General features: G+C 55.5%; 17 protein-coding genes and 1 pseudogene. 10 read left to right on the forward strand and 8 right to left on the reverse strand.

The window, feature by feature from the left end; genetic code table 11:
* Window positions 1–3 precede the first annotated feature (3 nt).
* Both AC2FH0_RS10715 and AC2FH0_RS10720 read left to right on the forward strand, forming a co-directional pair.
* Window positions 4–3297 carry a PA14 domain-containing protein gene (locus AC2FH0_RS10715; protein WP_496789303.1) on the forward strand — a complete coding sequence of 1098 codons (3294 nt, stop codon included), beginning with the start codon at window positions 4–6 and terminating at the stop codon, window positions 3295–3297.
* A gap of 224 nt (window positions 3298–3521) precedes the next feature.
* Window positions 3522–3857 carry a hypothetical protein gene (locus tag AC2FH0_RS10720; protein ID WP_142635900.1) on the forward strand — a complete coding sequence of 112 codons (336 nt, stop codon included), beginning with the start codon at window positions 3522–3524 and terminating at the stop codon, window positions 3855–3857.
* Window positions 3858–4032: 175 nt separating this feature from the next.
* Here AC2FH0_RS10720 and AC2FH0_RS10725 read toward each other — a convergent pair whose 3' ends face one another.
* Window positions 4033–5772 carry an arylsulfatase gene (locus AC2FH0_RS10725; protein WP_496789304.1) on the reverse strand — a complete coding sequence of 580 codons (1740 nt, stop codon included), beginning with the start codon at window positions 5770–5772 and terminating at the stop codon, window positions 4033–4035.
* Between the two features lie 143 nt (window positions 5773–5915).
* Between AC2FH0_RS10725 and AC2FH0_RS10730 the strand changes: the two genes are divergently transcribed.
* Window positions 5916–6824 carry a LysR family transcriptional regulator gene (locus tag AC2FH0_RS10730; protein ID WP_496789305.1) on the forward strand — a complete coding sequence of 303 codons (909 nt, stop codon included), beginning with the start codon at window positions 5916–5918 and terminating at the stop codon, window positions 6822–6824.
* 29 nt (window positions 6825–6853) lie between these two features.
* On the opposite strand, the gene AC2FH0_RS10735 is transcribed toward AC2FH0_RS10730, so the two are convergent.
* The 3 genes from AC2FH0_RS10735 to AC2FH0_RS10745 form a co-directional block, all read right to left on the reverse strand.
* Window positions 6854–7852: a formylglycine-generating enzyme family protein gene (locus tag AC2FH0_RS10735; protein ID WP_496789307.1), complete on the reverse strand. Its 999-nt coding sequence runs from the start codon at window positions 7850–7852 to the stop codon at window positions 6854–6856.
* Window positions 7853–8035: 183 nt separating this feature from the next.
* Window positions 8036–8542, reverse strand: a complete 507-nt coding sequence (locus AC2FH0_RS10740; protein WP_496709876.1) for a hypothetical protein — start codon at window positions 8540–8542, stop codon at window positions 8036–8038.
* A 409-nt stretch (window positions 8543–8951) separates the two neighbouring features.
* Entirely contained in the window at window positions 8952–9902 is a 951-nt protein-coding gene (locus AC2FH0_RS10745; protein ID WP_496700683.1) for a GlxA family transcriptional regulator, read from the reverse strand.
* A 154-nt stretch (window positions 9903–10056) separates the two neighbouring features.
* Between AC2FH0_RS10745 and AC2FH0_RS10750 the strand changes: the two genes are divergently transcribed.
* The 4 genes from AC2FH0_RS10750 to AC2FH0_RS10765 are packed head-to-tail and all read left to right on the forward strand — an operon-like array spanning window position 10057 to window position 14529.
* A complete protein-coding gene (locus AC2FH0_RS10750; RefSeq protein ID WP_271948135.1) occupies window positions 10057–10767 on the forward strand; it encodes a GntR family transcriptional regulator in 711 nt (236 codons plus the stop codon).
* Between the two features lie 7 nt (window positions 10768–10774).
* Window positions 10775–11692: a dihydrodipicolinate synthase family protein gene (locus tag AC2FH0_RS10755; protein WP_496676274.1), complete on the forward strand. Its 918-nt coding sequence runs from the start codon at window positions 10775–10777 to the stop codon at window positions 11690–11692.
* A 3-nt stretch (window positions 11693–11695) separates the two neighbouring features.
* Window positions 11696–13192 (forward strand): aldehyde dehydrogenase, encoded by a 1497-nt coding sequence (locus AC2FH0_RS10760; protein ID WP_496700685.1) that lies wholly within the window; start codon window positions 11696–11698, stop codon window positions 13190–13192.
* Complete coding sequence (locus tag AC2FH0_RS10765; RefSeq protein ID WP_496789308.1) at window positions 13189–14529, forward strand: NAD(P)/FAD-dependent oxidoreductase; 1341 nt, start codon at window positions 13189–13191, stop codon at window positions 14527–14529. Before AC2FH0_RS10760 ends, AC2FH0_RS10765 begins: the two co-directional genes overlap by 4 nt.
* On the opposite strand, the gene AC2FH0_RS10770 is transcribed toward AC2FH0_RS10765, so the two are convergent.
* The 4 genes and pseudogenes from AC2FH0_RS10770 to AC2FH0_RS10785 form a co-directional block, all read right to left on the reverse strand.
* Window positions 14530–15264 (reverse strand): SDR family NAD(P)-dependent oxidoreductase, encoded by a 735-nt coding sequence (locus AC2FH0_RS10770; RefSeq protein ID WP_496688708.1) that lies wholly within the window; start codon window positions 15262–15264, stop codon window positions 14530–14532. It abuts the gene before it with no gap.
* Window positions 15261–15992: an SDR family NAD(P)-dependent oxidoreductase gene (locus AC2FH0_RS10775; RefSeq protein WP_496688710.1), complete on the reverse strand. Its 732-nt coding sequence runs from the start codon at window positions 15990–15992 to the stop codon at window positions 15261–15263. Before AC2FH0_RS10775 ends, AC2FH0_RS10770 begins: the two co-directional genes overlap by 4 nt.
* 67 nt (window positions 15993–16059) lie before the next feature.
* On the reverse strand, window positions 16060–17601 hold the full coding sequence (locus AC2FH0_RS10780; RefSeq protein WP_496691887.1) for a trimethylamine methyltransferase family protein: 1542 nt from the start codon (window positions 17599–17601) through the stop codon (window positions 16060–16062).
* A gap of 122 nt (window positions 17602–17723) precedes the next feature.
* A pseudogene (locus AC2FH0_RS10785) lies at window positions 17724–17873 on the reverse strand (BCCT family transporter); the annotation flags it as partial.
* A 143-nt stretch (window positions 17874–18016) separates the two neighbouring features.
* Here AC2FH0_RS10785 and AC2FH0_RS10790 point away from each other — a divergent pair.
* The 3 genes from AC2FH0_RS10790 to AC2FH0_RS10800 all read left to right on the forward strand — a co-directional run bounded on the left by AC2FH0_RS10790 (window position 18017) and on the right by AC2FH0_RS10800 (window position 20440).
* On the forward strand, window positions 18017–18922 hold the full coding sequence (locus AC2FH0_RS10790) for a LysR substrate-binding domain-containing protein (RefSeq protein WP_282021563.1): 906 nt from the start codon (window positions 18017–18019) through the stop codon (window positions 18920–18922).
* 91 nt (window positions 18923–19013) lie between these two features.
* Window positions 19014–20168, forward strand: a complete 1155-nt coding sequence (locus AC2FH0_RS10795) for an aromatic ring-hydroxylating oxygenase subunit alpha (protein ID WP_496691671.1) — start codon at window positions 19014–19016, stop codon at window positions 20166–20168.
* 47 nt (window positions 20169–20215) lie between these two features.
* Window positions 20216–20440 (forward strand): hypothetical protein, encoded by a 225-nt coding sequence (locus tag AC2FH0_RS10800; protein ID WP_142635874.1) that lies wholly within the window; start codon window positions 20216–20218, stop codon window positions 20438–20440.
* Window positions 20441–20524 lie beyond the last annotated feature (84 nt).

Below are 20524 nucleotides of genomic sequence, written 5' to 3' on the forward strand. Positions count from 1 at the left end.
GCGATGAGCAATATGAAAGACAATCCGGAATTTCGGGCGAAAACACTGCAGGCCGAACACGACGAAACGCATGAAATCGCCGCTCATCTATCGCGCAATACTGTCAACACCTCTGACGATCCCAGCCGCAGTACATTGCATACCGGCGAGCAACAATCCGGCGCGCTGGAAGACCGCGCGCGCTTTGAAGAGTCGATTGAAACGCTGAACGTAACCGCGCCAACCGCGGTTGAAAGTTTCGAGGCACCAACCGACCAGAGCCTATCCAATTTCAGCACAACTGGATCCTCAAGTGCCGCGCAGCCTTTGCAGTCTGAGGACACAGCGGACACAGCGGACACACCCGCGGTGCATACCCCGCCTCTCGAAGGGAACATGCCCGCCCAAACTCCTTTCGAGCTACAACAGGCCATTGAAATTGACCCACTGGCTCTGCAAGCGGCGGAACCAAGTCAGCCGATTTCATTCCAGAAAACTGCCGGACAGTCTCCAGATTTTTCGGAGCCGGACGTGAACGACGCCCCCGAAGAAATCTTGTTGGACGGCACGACTATAGCCGAAAATGCAGTGGGCGGCGTGGTCGGAACCCTTTCGGTTGTGGACCCGAATGACGGGGAAACACATACATTCGAAGTCTCGGATGCCCGCTTCGAAATTGTCGACGGTCAGCTACAGCTAAAACCCGGCCTCTCGCTGGATCATGAAGAGGCGGCGCAGGTCGAGGTGGATGTCACAGTCACCGATGCCGGCGGGTTGAGCCTGACGGAAAGATTCACGGTTGATGTTCTCGACGTGAATGAAGGACCAGAAAAAATCACCTTGGAAGGCAATACCATTTCCGAGAACTCGACAGGCACGGTCGTCGGCCACATCACAATCACTGACACGGATGACAGCGACACACATACATTCGAAGTCTCGGATGCCCGGTTCGAAGTTGTCGACGGTCAGCTACAACTAAAACCCGGCCTCTCGCTGGATCATGAGGAGGCGGCGCAGGTCGAGGTGGATGTCACAGTCACCGATGCCGGCGGGTTAAGCCTGACGGAAAGATTCACGGTTGATGTTCTCGACGTGAATGAAGGCCCAGTAGGTATCGCGCTGGACGATACCACAATATCGGAAAACGTCGCCGGTGCGATTATTGGCCGAATCGAGGCGATCGACCCGGACGCTGAAGATGACCACGTATTCGAAGTGTCAGATGACCGGTTCGAGGTCTTCAATGGAGAGCTTCGCGTGAAACCCGGGATGCAGTTTGATCACGAAGAGACCGCTCAGATCGACCTGCAGGTCACCGCCACCGATTCTGAAGGGCTGAGCGTGACCGAGTCTTTTGTGATCAACATCAAAGACATCAACGAAGGACCCACAGATCTTAGCCTTGGCAATGACACCGAAAACCTGATCCACAACGGTAGTTTCGAAGAGTTTGACCTTGATGAAGGTCGCTGGCGGGGATTTGACGGCGACGATAGCGGCGCCTGGACCGACGCAAACGGGATCGAAATCTGGGACCGTCTCGGCGGAACCCAGGCTTCTGAGGGTGATCAACTAATGGAAATGGACCATGCGCGCGGCGTAGACAGCATCTCTCAGGTCGTCGAAACCGAGGCAGGCCAGCTTTATGATCTTGGCATCGACCTGCGCGAACGCCTTGCAGGTGGAACGGACACGGTTGAGGTCTGCTGGAATGGCAATTTGGTCGCGGAGCTTGATCCTCAATCCGCCGAATGGCAAACATTCGACCTTCAGGTGGTTGGAACCGGTCAGGACAACCTGGAGTTGAGGGAAGCTGAAAACCAAAATGACAGCTATGGCGCGCTTGTCGACAACATTACTCTGACTGCGGCCGAGCTAACGGTGGCCGAGAATGTTGAAGGTGCCGTTGTTGGAAAAATCTCTTTTGACGACCCTGACCTTGGCGGCTCGCATCGGTTTGAAGTCTCTGATGACCGGTTCGAGGTTGTCGACAACCAGTTGCGGCTAAAACCTGATGTGGCGCTTGATCACGAAGAGGCCTCATCTGTAACGGTGGATGTAACTGTCATTGACGAGGGCGGTCTTACTCTGACCGAAAGCTTTACCGTCAATGTCGCGGACATGGTCGATCCCCGTATTTCCGCCGGCACAGATGGGGACCAGCCCCAAGTCACCGAGAGCGAGCCTGACGAGCCTGAACCAGATGCAAAACTCTCTGATGGGAGTGATGCCCAAGACCCCATTTCGGAAAAGGCAGAGTTTCAGCCAGATGGTCTCGGTCCGGTTCAGCCTGAATCGCCTGCTGATCCAAACCAACCTTCGGCACCATATGAGAGCGGAGCACAGCCCCCTGCCCCAAGCGCCGAAATGCAAACTGGTTTTCATGCAAGTTACTACGATGTAGACCAGAGACTGACCCGAATGGATCAAATCGACTGGAACTCAGCCCCGACTCATCAGGAAGTTGTTTCCGAAATCGACTACGAACTTGGAAAAGACTCATTCTGGGAAGGCGGATCCTCCGACACATTCGGTGCCAGGCTGGAAGGGTCCTTCACTGTCGAGGAAGGGGGCAGCTATACTTTCTTTGCCGGAGCAGATGATGGGATTGCTGTTTTCATCGATGGAACAAAGATCATCGAGTACGATAAGCCACATGGGTTTCGCACGTATTCAGAAGAGGTCAACCTTGAGCCTGGGACTTATGGCATCGAAGTCCGATATGTCGAGAACCAAGGCCATGCGGGGCTGAAGCTGGAATGGGACGGTCCGGATACCGATGGCCGTGAGGTGATGCAGGCCGATCCCGGTTTGTCGGTTCCTAAGGACGACGCGATCCAAGTTGGCATCCAGGTGTCGCATGCGTCTGATCAGGCGAATGTTACACTGGAGGGGTTACCGGCAAATACCCTGATAATCAGTGGTGAGCATTCGGTGATCACCAATGGTGATCCGGTGGATTTGTCGGGTTGTAACCTGAACCACCTGGAGCTTTCCCCGCCAGTAGGTTTCGAGGGCGTAATTCATGGTCAGATCGTTGTGTCAGACATAGACAGCGCCGGCACTCTCATCACTTCGGAAAACCCATTTGCCCTGACCGTCGGTGACGACCCTGTCAGCGCAGGGAATTCTTTGGACGAAGAACTGGCTTACGAAGCGCTGTACTCGAGTACTCCTGGAACCCTGCCTTGGGATGCTATCCATTCGACCGACAATGCCCCAGAGGTGGATGTTCTGGACGAGCCGATCTCAACCCTCGGAGATGCAAATATTACTTGTATTGAAACAGATACTTATGAGAGATTTGATTGGTAGTGAATGCAATGCTCAGTGGAGCCGACCTGCATTCTGTTCTGGGATGCGATCTTTGCCACAGGCTTCTTGCCGAGACGCTAGAATCTTGATTTTGCAGACGGTCCAACACCTATATTTTCTTTGGTTGTGCCCAAGGCACAGTCTGGCCAGAATTTCAGCAAATTTATGACAGAAATCACACCTAGCTGCGGCGTTCGAAACGAATCTGCTCTAGGTGAGATCAAATGAAAAAGTTGGCCATTCTTCTTATATTTATGCCCTTCACGGCGCTTGCAGAAGAGCGGGTGTTTGAATGTCAGTCGCCAGACGAACAGCATCCCGAAATGGCTGCGAAACTGATCAAATATGAAGATCAAAACAAAGGTCGTATCAAGATCGGTGACATCGACAAAGAGGTCGATGTTTTCCCGGGGCTCGATACCTTGACCTACCTGTATATCGGCGAGGATCACACGCTGAGTTATAACGTCCACCCCCAGAAAGGCACGTTCGATTTCTCTGCCTCTGGTAGTAGAACCGGTTGGGGCAAAGGAACTTGCACGGAAATCACAGGGCAATAACCCGCATCTCCTCCTAACAATGCACCGGCCTGTTCCATGGGCGTGTGCTTGCGGCAAACAGTGGCTGCACCCGCAGTAGCGCCACATATCTATCGGCGGACCAACCAGCACTGTGCCTTTTTCAAATATACGCATCGCGCCGTTTCCGTCCCGAAACGGCGCGATGACATTTCAGTTAATGCGCGCCACTGCGCTTGGCGTTGACGACCGTCTGCTCCAGAGGGTTATAGCCTTCTGGAACAGGCACAAGATTTACCCTTTTTGCATAGTCCTCAAAATAGGCCTGCATCGCTGCGACACGCTCGGGCATCTGGTCCGCCAGATTGTGTAATTCCGACGGATCAGCTTCGATATCAAACAGTTCCCATTCGCCTGTGCCTTTAGGGGCCAGATTCTGCATCAGTTTATATTTGCCCTGGAATACTGCTGAGGACCCTGCAAGCTCATATCCGACCGGGTTGTTATCGTCGCGCACGGTTTCCGTCTCACCCTTCAGGACCGGCATCATACTGATACCGTCTGGCGTATAAATTTCGCGACCGTCATAGACCGGTCCGGGAACGTCTACGCCGGCAACTTCAAGAAGTGTCGGAACGATATCGCGAACAAAGGCAAATTTATCGACTTGCGATCCAGGCTCGACAACACCCGGGAATTTCACGATCAAAGGGACACGCAAACCACCCTCGGTCGAGAATGTCTTAAAGTAGCTGCCCGGAACCGCTGCGGCTGCCGCCCAGCCAGGGCCGTAATCAGCATAGACACCCTGCTGCCCCATATCCGAATATTCGCCGTCAAAATCCTCGATATAGACCTTGTCGTAATGGGCTTTGTACCAATCACGATAGGCTTCAGACAGCGGCAACTGGTTCGGATCCGGGCCGTTATCCGCAAGGAAAATGACGATGGTGTTGTCCGCAATACCTTTTTCATCCAGATAGCTCAGGATCCTGCCGATATTGACATCCATATTGTCCAGCATTCCGGCATAGGTCTGCATCCGTCGCGCGTTGAATGCTTTTTCTTCGTCGTTAAGCTTTTCCCAATCCGGCATCTGCCACGGTTCATAAGAGGTTTTCGCAAACTCCGGGTCCAATTCCACATCCGGAGAGATCAGCCCAAGTTCCTTCTGCTTTTCCAGACGCGAAACCCGCAGGGCCTCGAACCCTTCGTCATAAACGCCGTCATATTTGTCGATGAATTCTTTTGGCGCCTGATGAGGGTAATGGACGGCCTGATACCCGACCCAGGCCAAAAATGGTTTACCGTCATCCAGGTTGCTGTCGATGTAATCGATCATCGTTTGGGTATAAAAATCGGATGAGAAGTAGTCGTCCGTTGGCAGGCTGACAAGCTTGTCGTCCTCGTAATAGTGCACCCGCGTATAGAACGGGGCATAGGGCTGCTCGACCCAGTTATCCGCACCGCTTTCGCCCAGCATAAAGGATTTCTCAAATCCGCGGTCATAAGCGATCGTGCCAGGCTCATGACCTAGGTGCCATTTGCCGGTCATATAGGTGTGGTATCCTGCGTCGCGCAACAGACGCGGCAACGCAACAACTTTGTCGTTCAAATGACCTTCATAGCCAGGCTTGCCGAATTGGTTATCGGCCTGAATCTCTAACATATTGCCGAGGCCTGCGAGATGGTTGTCGACACCGCTGATCAGCATAGTCCGAGTGGGCGAGCAAGACGCTCCGACGTGGAAATTGGTGAACAGCATACCGTCATCTGCCAGTTGGTCGATCGAGGGCGTTTCGATTTCACTGCCAAATGCGCCAACATCGGAAAACCCCATGTCATCTGCGATTAGAATAAGAACGTTTGGGCGTGTATCCTCAGAATCGGCAAGTGCTGCAGTCGTTGATAACGCCGAAGCGCCAAGCACAGCTAATATATTCCTTAAAGGAACCATTGAATCCTCCGTTATGTGGGAAGTCCGGGGCGTCGTGCCACGGTCGACAATAATGTCGCAGGAAACGACAATTCCGACTACAGAAAGAGACGGTCATACCATCAATTGGTATGAGCGTTCTGAATATTGGAACGAGGGTGCAAATGATTGATTCCAAAGCCATAGATGCGGTGCGCTCATTGGCCAGACACGGCAACTTTCGCGTGGCAGCGGATGCAATCGGAACCTCTCCGGCAAGTTTCTCACGCTATATCGGCCAGGCAGAAACTTATGCCGGTCAGGCGCTATTCGAACGGACAGGCCGCGGCGCAACCATCAGACCGGCGGGAAAACGCTTTCTGCAACTTCTGGACGCGTTGCACAATGCGACCAGCCAGTTTGAAGCAGGAGTCAAACGGCTGCGTTCGGTCGGCCCGGAGGTGCTGAATATCGGCTGCGGCCCCCTGACGACCCGGACGATCATCACGCCGCTTCTGGCAGAGCTGCTTGATAACTGGCCAGATCTTCGCGTCCGCGTTGATGTGCGGGCCACCATGGAACCCCTCGAAGCATTGCGGATAGGGCGTCTGGACGTGGCGGTTTGCGATCTTACGCACACGCCCAACCTAAGCGATCTGGACATTCAGGTCGTTCGAAAGGAACCCGTTTTCTTCTGCGCTCGCCCCGACCATCCCATCCATCAGGCAACTCCGGTCTCAATCGCGGAGGTGTTTCGGCATCCGTTTATAACCGCGCATATGCATCGCCACTGGCGCTCTGCCATTGCCGCCACTTTGGGGAATGACGAGAAAGCCTGGCATATTGTTGACCAATTGCCCCAGGTCGAAAGTGACGATTTCTCTTTAGTGACCGATATGGCCTGCAGAGCAGACCTGATTGCCGGAGGAATGAAGGAAGATTTTGATCAGCACCTGAAATTGGGGATGTTGAAAGAGATACGAACCACGCAACCTCTGACCTGGAACATATGCGCTGCCCGTCGCAAGGGCGTCAAATTTGCCGCGCTTGATATGTTCTGGAATCGATTGTGCCACCGGTACGGGGCGGAATAAGCCCGCCGCATGACCGGAATACCCGGCGGTTAGTCTACATCGCGGACAACGCGAAATCCGACATGATTGCTGCCCAACGACATCTCAACCGGCTGCCGCGCTGCAGGTCGGTAACGCAGACAGAAATTCGGCGCGCAAAGCCATGAGCCCCCTTTGACCAACCGCATTGCACCCATCGATGCGCTACCGAACTGGGCGGCAAAAGCCTTTTCCGGGCCGGTAGGATCAATTTGGTCGCCAGGAATGTGCCCCGGCACCCACCAGTCGGCCACGTGCTCCCAGACATTGCCCGCCATGTCATACAGGCCGTAGCCATTGGCCACATATGAAGCTACGGGTGCGGTTCCGACATGGCCATCGTCAGCCAGGTTTTCGCTTGGGAACTGTCCTTGCCAGGTGTTTGCCTTCCACCCATTGCTGGGATCATAGCTGTCACCCCAGGTGTAGTCGGCGCCTTCGATCCCGCCGCGAGCTGCAAATTCCCATTCGGCCTCGGTCGGCAGACGACCTCCGATCCACTCTGCAAATTCTGCGGCATCCTCGGGTGACACATGCACCACCGGATGGTCGCCCAGTTCCGCAATCGAACTGCCCGGTCCTGCCGGGTGTTGCCAGCTTGCACCTTTGACATAGCGCCACCATGCGTTGGGATTATTCAGCGACACCGCTTCCTTAGGCTGGGCGAAGACCATCGACCCAGGCTCAAGCAAATCTGAAGGCAGACCCGGGAAATCCTCCGCCGACAAGCCACGCTCTGCCGTTGTCTGATACCCGGTTTCTTCGACAAATTTCGCAAATTGGTCGTTGGTAATTTCTGTCCGCGTAATGTCAAAGGACCTGACATTCACTGGATGGACCGGAGTCTCTTCCGCTTGAAAGTTTTGCGAACCCATCAGGAATTCTCCACCATCCAGCCGGACAAACTCAGGACCTGGTTTGGAACCGATACTGGTATACCAAACGGCAAAGCATACAATCGCAACCACGGGAACCGAGCCATAGGCTAGCAATCTTCTTGAAAGGGGCATGTAGCATTAACCTGTTGGATCTATCAGGGGTGAATGTAGTGATTTGGTACGGTTTTCAATCCCCTACTGTGAATGGGCAGCATTTCCCCCCTTCGACCTGAGCTTCAACGAAAGGCGCGCGCCTGCCTGCTGCGAAGCAAATCCACCTACACTTGTAAATTCATGTCAAATTGGGACCGCTGTTCAATTCAAACGATCCACAGCTGCCAAAGCACCCGACAGAGCGACCTTGATCTCTAAGGGCATGCCTCTGCCCTGTTTATATTGATTGGCCGCGATCCAACCTGCCTTGTGCCCCCGCGCACCGATCGCCTTCATCCGTGCATCAGCCGCAGAATCCGGCATTTTTTCAACCAAGTTTCTCGAATACTCGATCTCATCGCGGGACAAAATCATACCAACCGCACTGTATACATCCATGCCTACTTGCATCGTCAAATGATCCAGCCGATGCGTTGCCCCAGACAACATCCGCGTGCAATAGGCCGCCAGAAAATACCAGCGAAAGATCGCAAGTATGCGCTTCTGAGTATCAGTGACTGTATCCACCTCAAATATTGCCGTGGCGGATATCTTTTCAAATGCTGAACTGGCCGCCTGCGAGGCCTGAATAATCTGATCCTCGCGCACGTCTACGGGTATGACTGGCGGGACAGGTGTCACGACCGGCTGGTAAGTTTCGAAATTCATGCATGGCCTCCGGCTTTGGTTGCTGAAGGGAACATGGGGGTTCGAAAATGCATCCCGATGTGAATCTCTGCCATAGTTTGTAAGTATACCCGGTATTTTGGCTAAACTTAAAAGCCATTTTTCATATGTAACGCAAACTCAAGGACAAACTTGGCTATTTGAGCTATTAATTGTGTGGGATTTGAGCCGCATTTTTTGCAGAAATCTGGGCCTTTATATCGCCCTAAACCCCCTTACATCTGACACGATCTTGCAGAATTTGTGCCCTTTTTACCAAATACAAACAGTCAATCCTGCTGATCAGTTTACGAGTTTGAATTTAACGAGGGGGTACAAGCGGGACTAGGGGGTGAGCGCCTGCCGGGCCGGGCTCGCCCTAGGGCAGAGCAGCTCCCCCCGCCGCCTTCCGTCAATCGATTTTGCTTTTTTGCGAATGCGGTGTGACACCAAAACTGGATCGATAAACCCGCGAGAAATGGCCGGGATTTTCAAAGCCACAAGCCAAGGCGACCTCAGTGACGGATGCTTCGGTCTGAAGCAAAAGCTTTTGCGCGCGTTCCAGGCGTAATTCCATAAAGTATTTTTTGGGCGAAGTGTTGAGATACTTACCAAATAACCGCTCTAACTGGCGCGTGGATATGCCAAGATCATCCGCGATCTTTGACGGAGAAACCGGTGCTTCAAGGCATTCGCGCATGGTATGGATAGCCCGAGCCAGATGTGCGTTACGCATCCCGTTGCGCGATTGCAATGATACCCTTTGTTTGGCCGTTGCGTTGCGGGCAGCATTATACACCATCTGGTCTGCAACCGCGATCGCCAGCTCCTCGCCGTGATCGCGTCCGATCAGATGCAGCAAGAGATCGGCAGTTGCCGTCCCACCCGATGCCGTGATGTGTTTCGCGTCTGCCACGAAGACACTGCGCACAAGGTTCACCTCTGGGAACGCTTCCATAAACGCATCGTGATATTCCCAGTGGATCGCAGCCTGAGAGCCATCCAGAAATCCAGCCTCTGCTAGAAGCCAAGCACCAGAACACAATGCCCCGATCGGCGTGCCCCGCGCACGTTCGCGTCGCAACGTCGCCAGAAGGTCGCGTGAGACATGGTTGCGCATGTGGATGCCCGACAAGACAAACAGCTGATCAGTCTTTGGAATATCGCCCAACCCGCCATGCACAAGTGTCACCACCTTATTGGAACACACTGCACGCTCTGCGTCCTCCGATATCAGCGTCCAATCATATAGCGTTTTCTCACTGACCAGATTGGCGATCCGCAGTGGTTCGACGGCACATGAAAAGGCGAGATGCGAGAACTCCTCGATCAGAACAATGGTGATGTGCCGCATCTGAGGCATAGGGTTTTCCACTTTGTTCGGCCGGATTGGCTGAGTCTTTGTCGTTGGATTATGCTGCACGAAATTTCTATGTATACAATATGTATTTTATTCGGATACAAAAAGGAGGCAATCGAACCCAATCGATTCTTGCTGGCTGGGCTGGAGGATCCGGATGAAGGACGTCGCAAAAACCCGCAAAACGCAGCTGGCCGAGCACTTGAAGGTCTCGATCCTGACTTTGCGCCTGCAACCTGGCACCGATCTGGACGAGGTGCATCTGTCCGATGCGTTTGGCCTGTCGAGAACGCCTTTACGCGAAGTGTTCCGACAACTCGCCGGAGAAGGGTATCTGGACCTGCGAACAAACCGCAGCGCGCGCGTGTCCGAAATGTCGTATACCACCTTGCGCGATTTCTTTCTGGCCGCGCCGATGATCTATGGTGCAATCCTGCGACTGGCAGCGGCGAATGCAAAGCCTGTGCAGATTGAAGCCCTGAAAACCGCACAGCAGGCATTCAAGGCCGCGCTGCGGGATGGGGCAGCCGAAGAGCGCGCCCTGGCCAATAACCGCTTTCACGAAGTGACCGGCGAAATGTCGGGCAATGTCTATCTATTGCCCTCTTTCAACCGTTTGCTGATTGACCATGCCCGTATCGGCATGACCTTCTACCGGCCACAGTCGGGCAGGATGGTCGAAAACCTGTCCGAGGCAAGCCAGCAACACGACGCCATCATCGACGCCATCGAAGCACGCGATGAAACGGCTGCTGCGCAGCTGGCCGAAGATCACTGGAACCTGTCACGCGATCAGATCGAACTGTTCGTGATGCCCGATGCGCTGGATGTCCCAATGGGCCTCCCACCGCTTTCGAAACCTGCATGAGGACGGAATGAACCCAATTTTCCGATTTGAGGGGGTCTATACCCCGGTGGTCACGCCCTATCAGGCCGATGACAGCGTGAACTGGGACGCGCTGGCGCAGGTGATTGAGCTTCTGATCAAGAATGGCGTGCATGGTCTGATCTCGGGCGGGTCGACCGGTGAGAATTATGCGCAGACCGTGGAGGAACGGCTGGAATTGGCGCGGTTCACCCATGTGCGTCTGAAAGGCCGTTTGCCTCTGGTTGTTGGCACGGGCGCGATGTTGACGTCGGACTCGGTTGCGCTGGCGTCGGGTGCAAAGGAAATCGGGGCGGATGCGATCCTGTTGGCCAGCCCGCCCTATTCGGTGCCCACCGACCGCGAAAATGCGCTGAATGCGCTGGCCATCGACAAGGCCGCCGACCTGCCGGTAATGCTGTACAATTATCCTCACCGCACAGGCACGATGATGGGCGAAGAATTCCTGGACCGCGTCGGACGCAGCAGGAATTTCTGCGGCATCAAGGAAAGCTCGGGCGATATCAACCGGGTGCATCTTCTGGCGCGGGACTATCCGCATATCCAACTGGGATGCGGTATGGACGATCAGGCGCTGGAATTCTTTGCCTGGGGCGCGCCGTTCTGGGTCTGTGGCGGCTCGAACTTTCTGCCTGCCGAGCATGTGGCGCTATACCAGGCCTGTGTAATCGAGGGTGATTTTGCCAAGGGCCGCCGGATCATGTCGGCGCTGATGCCCTTGATGCGGGTATTAGAACAGGGTGGCAAATTCATCCAGACCATCAAGCATGGTGTCACAATGAATGGGATTGACGCGGGCATCGTTCGGCCGCCGCTGAAATCTTTGAACAAAGATGACAAACGCGCGCTAGAGCAAGTGACGCGCGTGCTGAAACAGAAAATCGCTGACATCATGGCAGAGGAGTAAGGTATGACATTGCTGACGCAGGACGAATACGACTCCATCGCCGCGGGTCTGACCTTGCCAACCGGCGCCTTTATTGATGGCGCGTATCGCCCGGCGATTTCCGGGCAGTCCTTCACAACGGTTAACCCGGCGACCAATAAGAAATTGGCCAACATTGCCGCCTGCGGTGTAGCGGACGTGGATTTCGCCGTCGAGAAGGCGCGCGAAGCGTTCGAAGATGGCCGCTGGTCGAGGCTGCACCCATCCGAGCGCAAAAATGTGCTGATCCGGTTGACCAAACTGATCACACGCAATGCACGTGAACTGGCGGTGATGGAAAGTATCGACAGTGGCAAGACCATCTTTGACTGCGAGACCGTCGACCTGCCCGAGACCATTCATTGCCTGAAATGGCATGCTGAGGCGATCGACAAGATCTATGATCAGGTCTCGCCCGCCAGTGACGACCACATCGCTTTGGTCGTGCGCGAGCCGATTGGCGTTGTCGGGCTAATCCTGCCCTGGAATTTCCCATTGCTGATGCTGGCATGGAAAATCGGGCCCGCTCTGGCTGCGGGCTGCTCGGTGGTTGTGAAACCGGCCGAGGAAACTTCACTGACGGCATTGCGGCTGGCCGAACTGGCGATGGAGGCCGGTCTGCCACGCGGCGTCCTAAACATCGTCCCCGGCGCAGGTGCCGAGGTGGGCGAACCTATCGGACGGCACATGGATATCGATATGGTGTCCTTCACCGGTTCAACCGTGACTGGCAAACGGTTTCTGAGCTATTCGGCGGAAAGCAACGCCAAAGAGGTGGTGCTTGAAATGGGCGGCAAGAATCCGGCCATTGTGATGGAAGATGCAGAAAATCTGGACCGCGTGGCGGCACATATCGTCAATGGTGCGTTCTGGAACATGGGTGAGAACTGCTCGGCCACGTCCCGCCTGATTGTCCACAAGGCCGTAAAGGCCGAGTTGCTCGACCGCATCGCCCATCATGTAAAGCAATGGAATATCGGCGAGCCTCTGAACCCGGAAACACGATTGGGCGCAATGGTCAGCGAAGCTCATTTCGATAAGGTCTGCGGATATCTGGATCAGGCCGAAAACGTAGTGATCGGAGGCAAAGCGGACAATGGCTTTGTCGAGGCCACCGTAGTCGAACTACCTGGCAATGACGCCATCCTGGCACGTGACGAGATCTTTGGTCCTATTCTTTCGGTGATCACGGTTTCCAGCTTCGATGAGGCCATCAAGATCGCCAACGATACCGAGTATGGTTTGTGTGCGTCGATCTTCACAGCCAATGCGAAACGCGCCATCCGCGGGGCGCGGATGATCCGGGCGGGAACGGTGACTGTAAACAGTTTTGGAGAGGGCGATATCACCACGCCCTTTGGCGGTTATAAACAGTCTGGCTTTGGTGGGCGCGACAACTCGATCCATGCGCATGACCAGTATACCCAGCTAAAAACCATCTGGGTTGACCTGTCCGACGATGCGGATGAGGCCGTGGATTGAGCAGCTATGCCGCCCGAACCCTGCCAGTCCATCGCGGACCTGCGGCCTGGAGCGTCATATTAGGCGATCCACCCCCAGCCCAAGAACTGGATGGTGATCTGACGGCGGATGTCGTGATTGTTGGTGCCGGTTTCGCAGGCCTGTCAGCGGCACAGCGTTTGAGGCAGCTGCAAAGCGACGCAAAGATCATCGTGCTTGAGGCTGGCCGCGTGGCCGAAGGGGCTGCGGGGCGCAATACGGGTTTTATGATCGATCTGCCACATGACCTGGCCTCGGACAATTATTCCGGGCCGGGGGATGATCGCACCATGATCACACTAAACCGACTTGCAATTGATTTTGCCCGATCGGCGGTCGAGCAATATCAGATCGACCCGAATTTCTTTGATCCGGCTGGCAAGGTTAACGGAGCGGTGAGCGCGGCGGGACATGCACATAATATCAGCTATGCGCATCATCTCAGCACTTTGGGTGAGACCAGTGAAATGCTCGACCAACAGCAGATGCACGCCCTGACAGGGTCGCGCCACTATCGGTCGGGGCTATACACACCCGGCACGGTTATGTTGCAACCAGCAGGCTATATTCGCGGTCTGGCTGCGGGACTGATCAAGGATGGCATTGCATTGTACGAGAGCTCTGGCGTGTCCGGATTTGAGAAGCAAGGCGGTGCGTGGCTGGTAAAAACCGCGCGCGGTACCGTCAGCTCTGGTGCAGTCATCCTGACGGTGAACGGGCATCTGGAAAGCTTTGGGATCGAGCGCGACCGACTGATGCAACTGTTCCTTTTTGCGGCAATGACCCCGGAGCTGGACGCCGAAGTGCTGTCGCGGCTTGGGGGGCAACCCCGCTGGAGTGTCACACCATCTGATCCGTTGGGTACAACGATGCGGCGCATTGATACGGCGCAGGGCGGCAATCGGATCATAACCCGTACTTGCGCGGCCCTGCGCCCGGGCATGACCTCAACTGCTGGTGATCTGGCGCGCGCCTCGCGGGTGATGCAGCGCAAATTCGACCAGCGATTTCCGCAGTTGGCGGGGCTGGACATGCAATATCACTGGGCCGGTCATCTCTGCCTCAGCCTGAACGGCGTTTCCGTCGCGCGAGAGGTCGAACAGGGCGTGATTTCCGGCTGCGTCCAGAATGGGCTAGGCACGGCGCGCGGCACCCTGACCGGTATCGCGGCAGCAGAACGCACCTGCGGCCACAGCTCGAATATCACCCGGTATTTCGACGCCCAGGATCAACCCAAACGCCTGCCCCCAAAGCCATTTCGAGAGATCGGTGCCAATGCAGTGCTGCGCTGGAAAGAATGGCGCGCGCGGGACGAGTGATCAGGGCAGGCTCAGCTTGGCCATGCGGCCTCCGTCGACTGTGTAGACCTGCCCAGTGATAAAGCTGGCATCATCCGACGCCAGGAAGGCGACCAGCGCCGCAACCTCTTGCGGGCTTCCGGTTCGGGCAACGGGGTGTATGCGCTTGATATCCTCGTGAAATGTCTCCGGGTCCGGCATTGAGGCGATGAAATCCACGTTCAACTCGGTGTCGATCCAGCCAGGGGCCACGGCGTTGCAACGAATGCCCTCTGCCCCATGATCCACGGCCACCGCTCGTGTCAGGCCATGCAACCCGGCTTTGGATGCGCAATAGGCAGCATGGCCGGGATTGCTGCCCAGCCCCTCAATCGAGCCGATATTGACAATCGCCCCGCCCGCCCGCCGCAGATGGGGCAGCGCCGCCTTGATCAGCAGGAACGGGGCCGTGAGGTTGACTGTCAGCGTGCGCTGCCAGTCTGCAAGGCTCATCTGCTCGACGCCGGCTTCCTGCATCATGCCTGCATTATTGACCAGAATGTCCAATCGCCCGGACAGATCAACGACCTGATTGACCACCGTTTGCGGGCTGTGGGGATCTCTGAAATCGGCCTCGAACCCTTCGAATTCCGGATCGCTCCCACGTTGCACGGTAAAGACCCGTGCACCTTCGTGTTGCAAACGTTCCGCGATGGCGCATCCGATACCGCTGCGCCCGCCCGTAACCAGTGCGGTTTTGCCGGTAAATCGCGTCATGAAACCGGTTTTCCTCCGTTCACTTCCAGCAATGCCCCGCACACATAGCGCGCGGCGTCCGAGGCAAGAAACATCACCACATCAGCAATATCCTCGGGCTCGGCGATACGCCCCAAGGGCACCGTCCGGCCCAGCTCGGCCACGGCAGTATCCGGATCGAAGCCGCGTTTTTCAAACCCCGACCGCAGCATCGGCGTGTTTACTTCATTCGGGCAGACGGCGTTAATGCGGATGCCCTGATGCGCGTGGTCCATACCCATGCATTGTGTCAACGACGCAATAGCTGCCTTGGTCATGCAATAGACCGCGTGGTTCGGCCCAGGGCGCAGCCCCCAGCATGACGCGGTGTTCACGATCGCGCCACCACCACGCGCCACCATGATCGGGATTGCGGCGCGACAGATGCGAAAGGGCGCCTCGACATTTACGCCCAGCGACAATGCCCAGTCGGTATCCGAAGTCTCGGTCACCGCTCCGCGGGTGATGACCCCCGCATTGTTGACGACGATATCCAGCCCGCCCAGCGCATCCGCCGCATGTTGCGGCAATGCATCTGCATAAGCACTCTCGCGCAAATCGCCGGGCAAATGGGCGTCGGCCTCGATACCCTCAACCGAAACGTCCGCAACCGCAACCCGTGCCCCTGCCTGCCGCATCCGCTGTGCAATAGCAGATCCGATGCCGCCCGCAGCCCCTGTGATGAGCGCTGTTTTGCCCGTCAGCTCCATTTTCCCTCCGAGTGCTAAATAGAAACCCACCCGACAATGCAGTCGGGATAGGTCCAAGGCGAAATCTTTAATAGGCTTGGTTCAGCTCGTCAGCGGCGGGAATTTCCCGTTCCCGCCGAGCGATATAGTCCAGCAGGGCCTCGTTTTTGGCCACGTCCAGTGTCGGTTCCTGGTATTCGGCCAGCAGCTTGCGCGCGTGCTTCAACGCGCGCTCAGTGATCTCAACCCCGCCTTCTGCCACCCATTGCTCAATCGAGTTGTTGTCGAACATCTCGGGCATGAAAAACGCCGTTTGAAAATTGTCCTGCGTGTGCGGATGACCCAGATAGTGCCCGCCTGGACCGACCTCTGGAATGGCGGCAAGAGCTTGGTCGAAATCATCCCATTGCGGGCCTTCTGCCATGCGATAAGCCATCGCACATTGTTCAGCATCGACAATGAACTTGGCGGTGGAACAATGCATCCCGGCCTCATTCCAGCCGGCCGAATGCCAAATATAGTTCGCACCGGAATGAAGAACGGCCTGTAGCGTCGTGGCGGATTCGTACCCGGCCTGCGCATCAAATGTCTTGGCCCCACCCAGCGTATTCGAGGTGCGCCATGGAACGTCGTAGAACCGGGCCATCTGCCCGATCATAAAGTTCATCAGGCTGATCTCGGGCGTGCCGGCCATCGGGGCACCTGATTTCATCGACACCGTCGACAGGTAGTGCCCGTAAATCGCCGGAGCACCTTTGCGAATGACTTGGGTATAGGCCAGCGCGCTCAGTGCTTCGGCGTTCAATTGCGCCACGGTGGCGGGAACCGATGCGGGCGTATTGGCCCCGCCCAGCACAAAGGGCGAGCACAACACAGGCTGATTGCGGCGAGAAAAGGCCCGCATCGCGCCCAGCATCGTTTCGTCCCAGACCAGCGGAGAGTTTCCGTTGCAGTTGCCCGTGGTGACCGGATGATCTTCAATGAAATCTTCCCCGAACAGGATCGCACACATCTCAATGACGTCTTCGGCGTTTCTCGGCGAGGTGGTCATACCCATGAACGTCTTGTCCGAATGTTTCATCGACGAATAGGTAATGCGCAAATGTCGCTGACTGATCGGGTGGTCGTAAGGTTCGACAATGTGATGCGCCGAGGAATGCATCGCCGGCAGCATGTGGCTGAGTTTGTGGAACATTGCCAGATCATCGAGCGTCGGATTGCGCCTCACGTCATCGAGATCGCGCAGAAAGGGCGCGCCGGTCATCGGCACAAAGATCGAGTGCCGTCCACCCAGTCGCACGTTCTTGTTCGGATCGCGAGCATGATAAGTGAAGGTGCTGGGAATAGTGGCGATCAGCTCTCGGACCAGGCCCCGGTCCAGATAGACCAGTTCGCCCTCGACCTTTGCACCAGCTTTTTTCCAATCCTCCAGTGCGATTGCATCGCGAAACTGAACACCGACATTCTCAAGAATATCCATTGAGGCGCTGTCGATCCGGTCGATCTGGCTGCCATCCATCACCTCGCATAGGGGGATGCCTCGGGTCAGGCCGGGCAACATCTCGAAATTCGGAGCAGAGCGCAGCGCGCGCCGGGCCGCGCGGCCACCGGTTCGGGTCATGGTACGCATATTCACAGGGCGATCCTCCAATCCTCCCCAAAAGATTGCGGTATTTGGTCAAAGCAAGCCTCACTAATTGCGATACATGTTTGCAGGAAGCGACCCACACCCGAAACCGCCGAAATGATCTACAGACCCATGATGATGACTAGACCTGCTATCAGTTCAACCTTGCTTGGCTCGGGATCATCTCCGCCCATATCTATGATCCACTCCATGCCGGTGATTGCATAAGAACCGTCAATGAACTGGCTGACACCAAACCCGGTCGTCACAGAAACATTACCTGATTTTGACGGCACGCATCGGAAACACGGCACTCGACATCATCGTTTTTGAAAATTTCTTCTGGCGCACAATCTTAAAAAGTCCAATATTTGAGTGAGAATAATTAACCTGAAGACCGCCAACGGCTACACCTGTCATGTCCAGACGTCACTATAATCTGCCGCCACTCACCACGCTGTCGGCCTTCGAAGCCGCTGCGCGCCATCTAAGCTTCAAGAATGCGGCTGAAGAACTGTCAGTGACGCCGGGCGCGGTCAGTCATCAGATCAAAGCGTTGGAAGGTGATCTTGGCACCGCCTTGTTCCAGCGCAAACACCGGGGGGTCGAACTGACGGAAGACGGCAAAGCGCTGTATGACGCGCTGGCTTCTTCGTTTACCCGCATCTCAAAAACACTGGCAACAATCCGCGACCGTGCCACCGTCGAAAAGGTAACCGTAGGATCAACCACTGCAGTGGCTGCTCTTTGGTTGTCGCCATCGGTAATCCGGTTCTGGCGCGAAATGCCTGAAGTAAATGTTGACCAGCTTTCACAGGATCGACCATTTCGGGATCGACCGGATATCGATTTCTTTATTCGCTACGGCCGGGACGGCAACGGTGACCTGTCGCACACCCCTCTGTTTCGGGATTGCCTGGTCCCCGTCGCCTGCCCAGAGGTGGCGGATCGGTTGGCCGGTGCAAGCCTCGAAGATCTCGCCGCTGAACGACTGATACATCTGGACTCTGAAGACCGCAGCTGGACCACTTGGCCCGAATGGTTTCAACAACTCGGGTACACGGGAACCATTCCGATCGATTCTCGTGTGAACAGCTATTCAGTAGCCCTCCAGCGGGCGCGTAAGGGGGCCGGGCTGGTTCTTGGATGGCAACGCTTGATCCAACCCATGCTGCAATCGGGAAAGCTGGTGGCAATCGGGCCCCACCTCCAGATCGCTCCAAACCAGTTTTATCTGGTTGGCCGCTCGGATGAAGACTTGTCCGAAAGTGCCCGGGCGCTGAAAGATTGGATCATTCAAGAGGTTCAGGACGGTTCGGTTTAGGTGAAATCACTCTGTGATGAGGTTTTCTGATATTGAGTGGATGCCAGCGTATCCGCCAATAGAGACCAAACAACACCTGCAGGAGAGCCCGATGAACAAGCATACTGCGCTGTCTTCCGTTCTGGTCGATGTGAATGTCGCAAACGGCCTGCCAAACGAACACTATATCGACCCGGCACTTTTCGCCGAAGAGCGTAGATCGGTTTTGTACGCCAACTGGTCTGGGATCGGCTTTGGCAAAGACGTGCCCGAGGAAGGCGATGCCATGCCGGTCGATTTCCTAGGCATGCCTTTACTAATCGTGCGGGATCGGGATGGTGAGGTTGGCGTATTTCAAAATACCTGCCGTCACCGCGGGATGATCCTTGTCGATACCCCTCGCAAGATAAGTGGCGCGATCCGTTGCCCCTATCACAGCTGGTGCTACAGCCTGAAGGGAGAGCTGCGTGCGACGCCACATGTTGGCGGCGCCGGTCACAACACCCATGAGGACGTGGATCGCAAATCTCTAGGCCTTATCCGTATTCGCTCTTATGTCTGGCGGGACGTGGTCTTTGTTAATGTGGACGGCAATGCACCCGAATTCGAAGAGGCGCACGCCGCCTTATTGGAACGCTGGAAAGAGTTTGATCAACCAGTACATCACGGCGGTGAGGCCTCTTCGTTCAAGTTGGAGGTCAAGACCAACTGGAAGCTGGCGGTTGAGAACTATTGCGAAAGCTATCACCTGCCCTGGGTGCATCCCGGCCTGAACAGTTATTCGCGACTTGAAGATCACTATAACATCGAAATGCGCGGGCATTATTCCGGTCAAGGCACGCTGGTCTATCGACAACTCACTGACCATGACGGCACCACATTCGCCGATTTCGACGGGCTAAGCGATCAATGGAATGAGGGCGCAGAGTATGTGGCCGTGTATCCAAATGTTCTTTTGGGTGTGCAGCGTGACCATGCCTTTGCCATTGTCCTGGAACCGGTTGATCACGAAAATACCGTTGAGCATATCGAGCTTTATTATGCCAAAAGCATCGAAGACACACCTGAACATGATGGCCTGAGGGCGGCAAACGCCCAGCAATGGAAAACTGTGTTTGAAGAGGATGTCTTCGTTGTTGAAGGGATGCAAAAGGGTCGGCACGGAATGTTGTTTGACGGCGGTCGGTTCTCTCCGGTGATGGATGGTCCGACCCATAATTTCCATCACTGGGTTGCGACGCAGATTGAAAGCGGTCGCGCTGACTGAACCAGCTGTCTGGCCACGCTCGGCTGGCCAGACGCGACGGAGACCTGATGGACAGAACAGAATTGGATCGCTTGCTACTTGAGGCGCATGATCATGATGATCCTGCCGCGTTGGTCCGCTATTACACTATTGCAGCAGATGAATGCGAAGCGGTGCAAGATATCGACGCGGCCTGTTTTTACCTGACCCACGCCTTTATATTCGCCCTGGAAGCCGGGGCCTCTGAAACAGATGAATTGAACCACAGACTGGTCGAATATGGACGTGCATAGTGGTGGGCATCGGAGACTAACCTTGGTCTATATCTGTTCAATCCCACGTGAAATTTAAACCCGTTGTCTTGGGTTCAATACTGG

The organism is Ruegeria sp. CDSC051 (assembly GCF_059610665.1).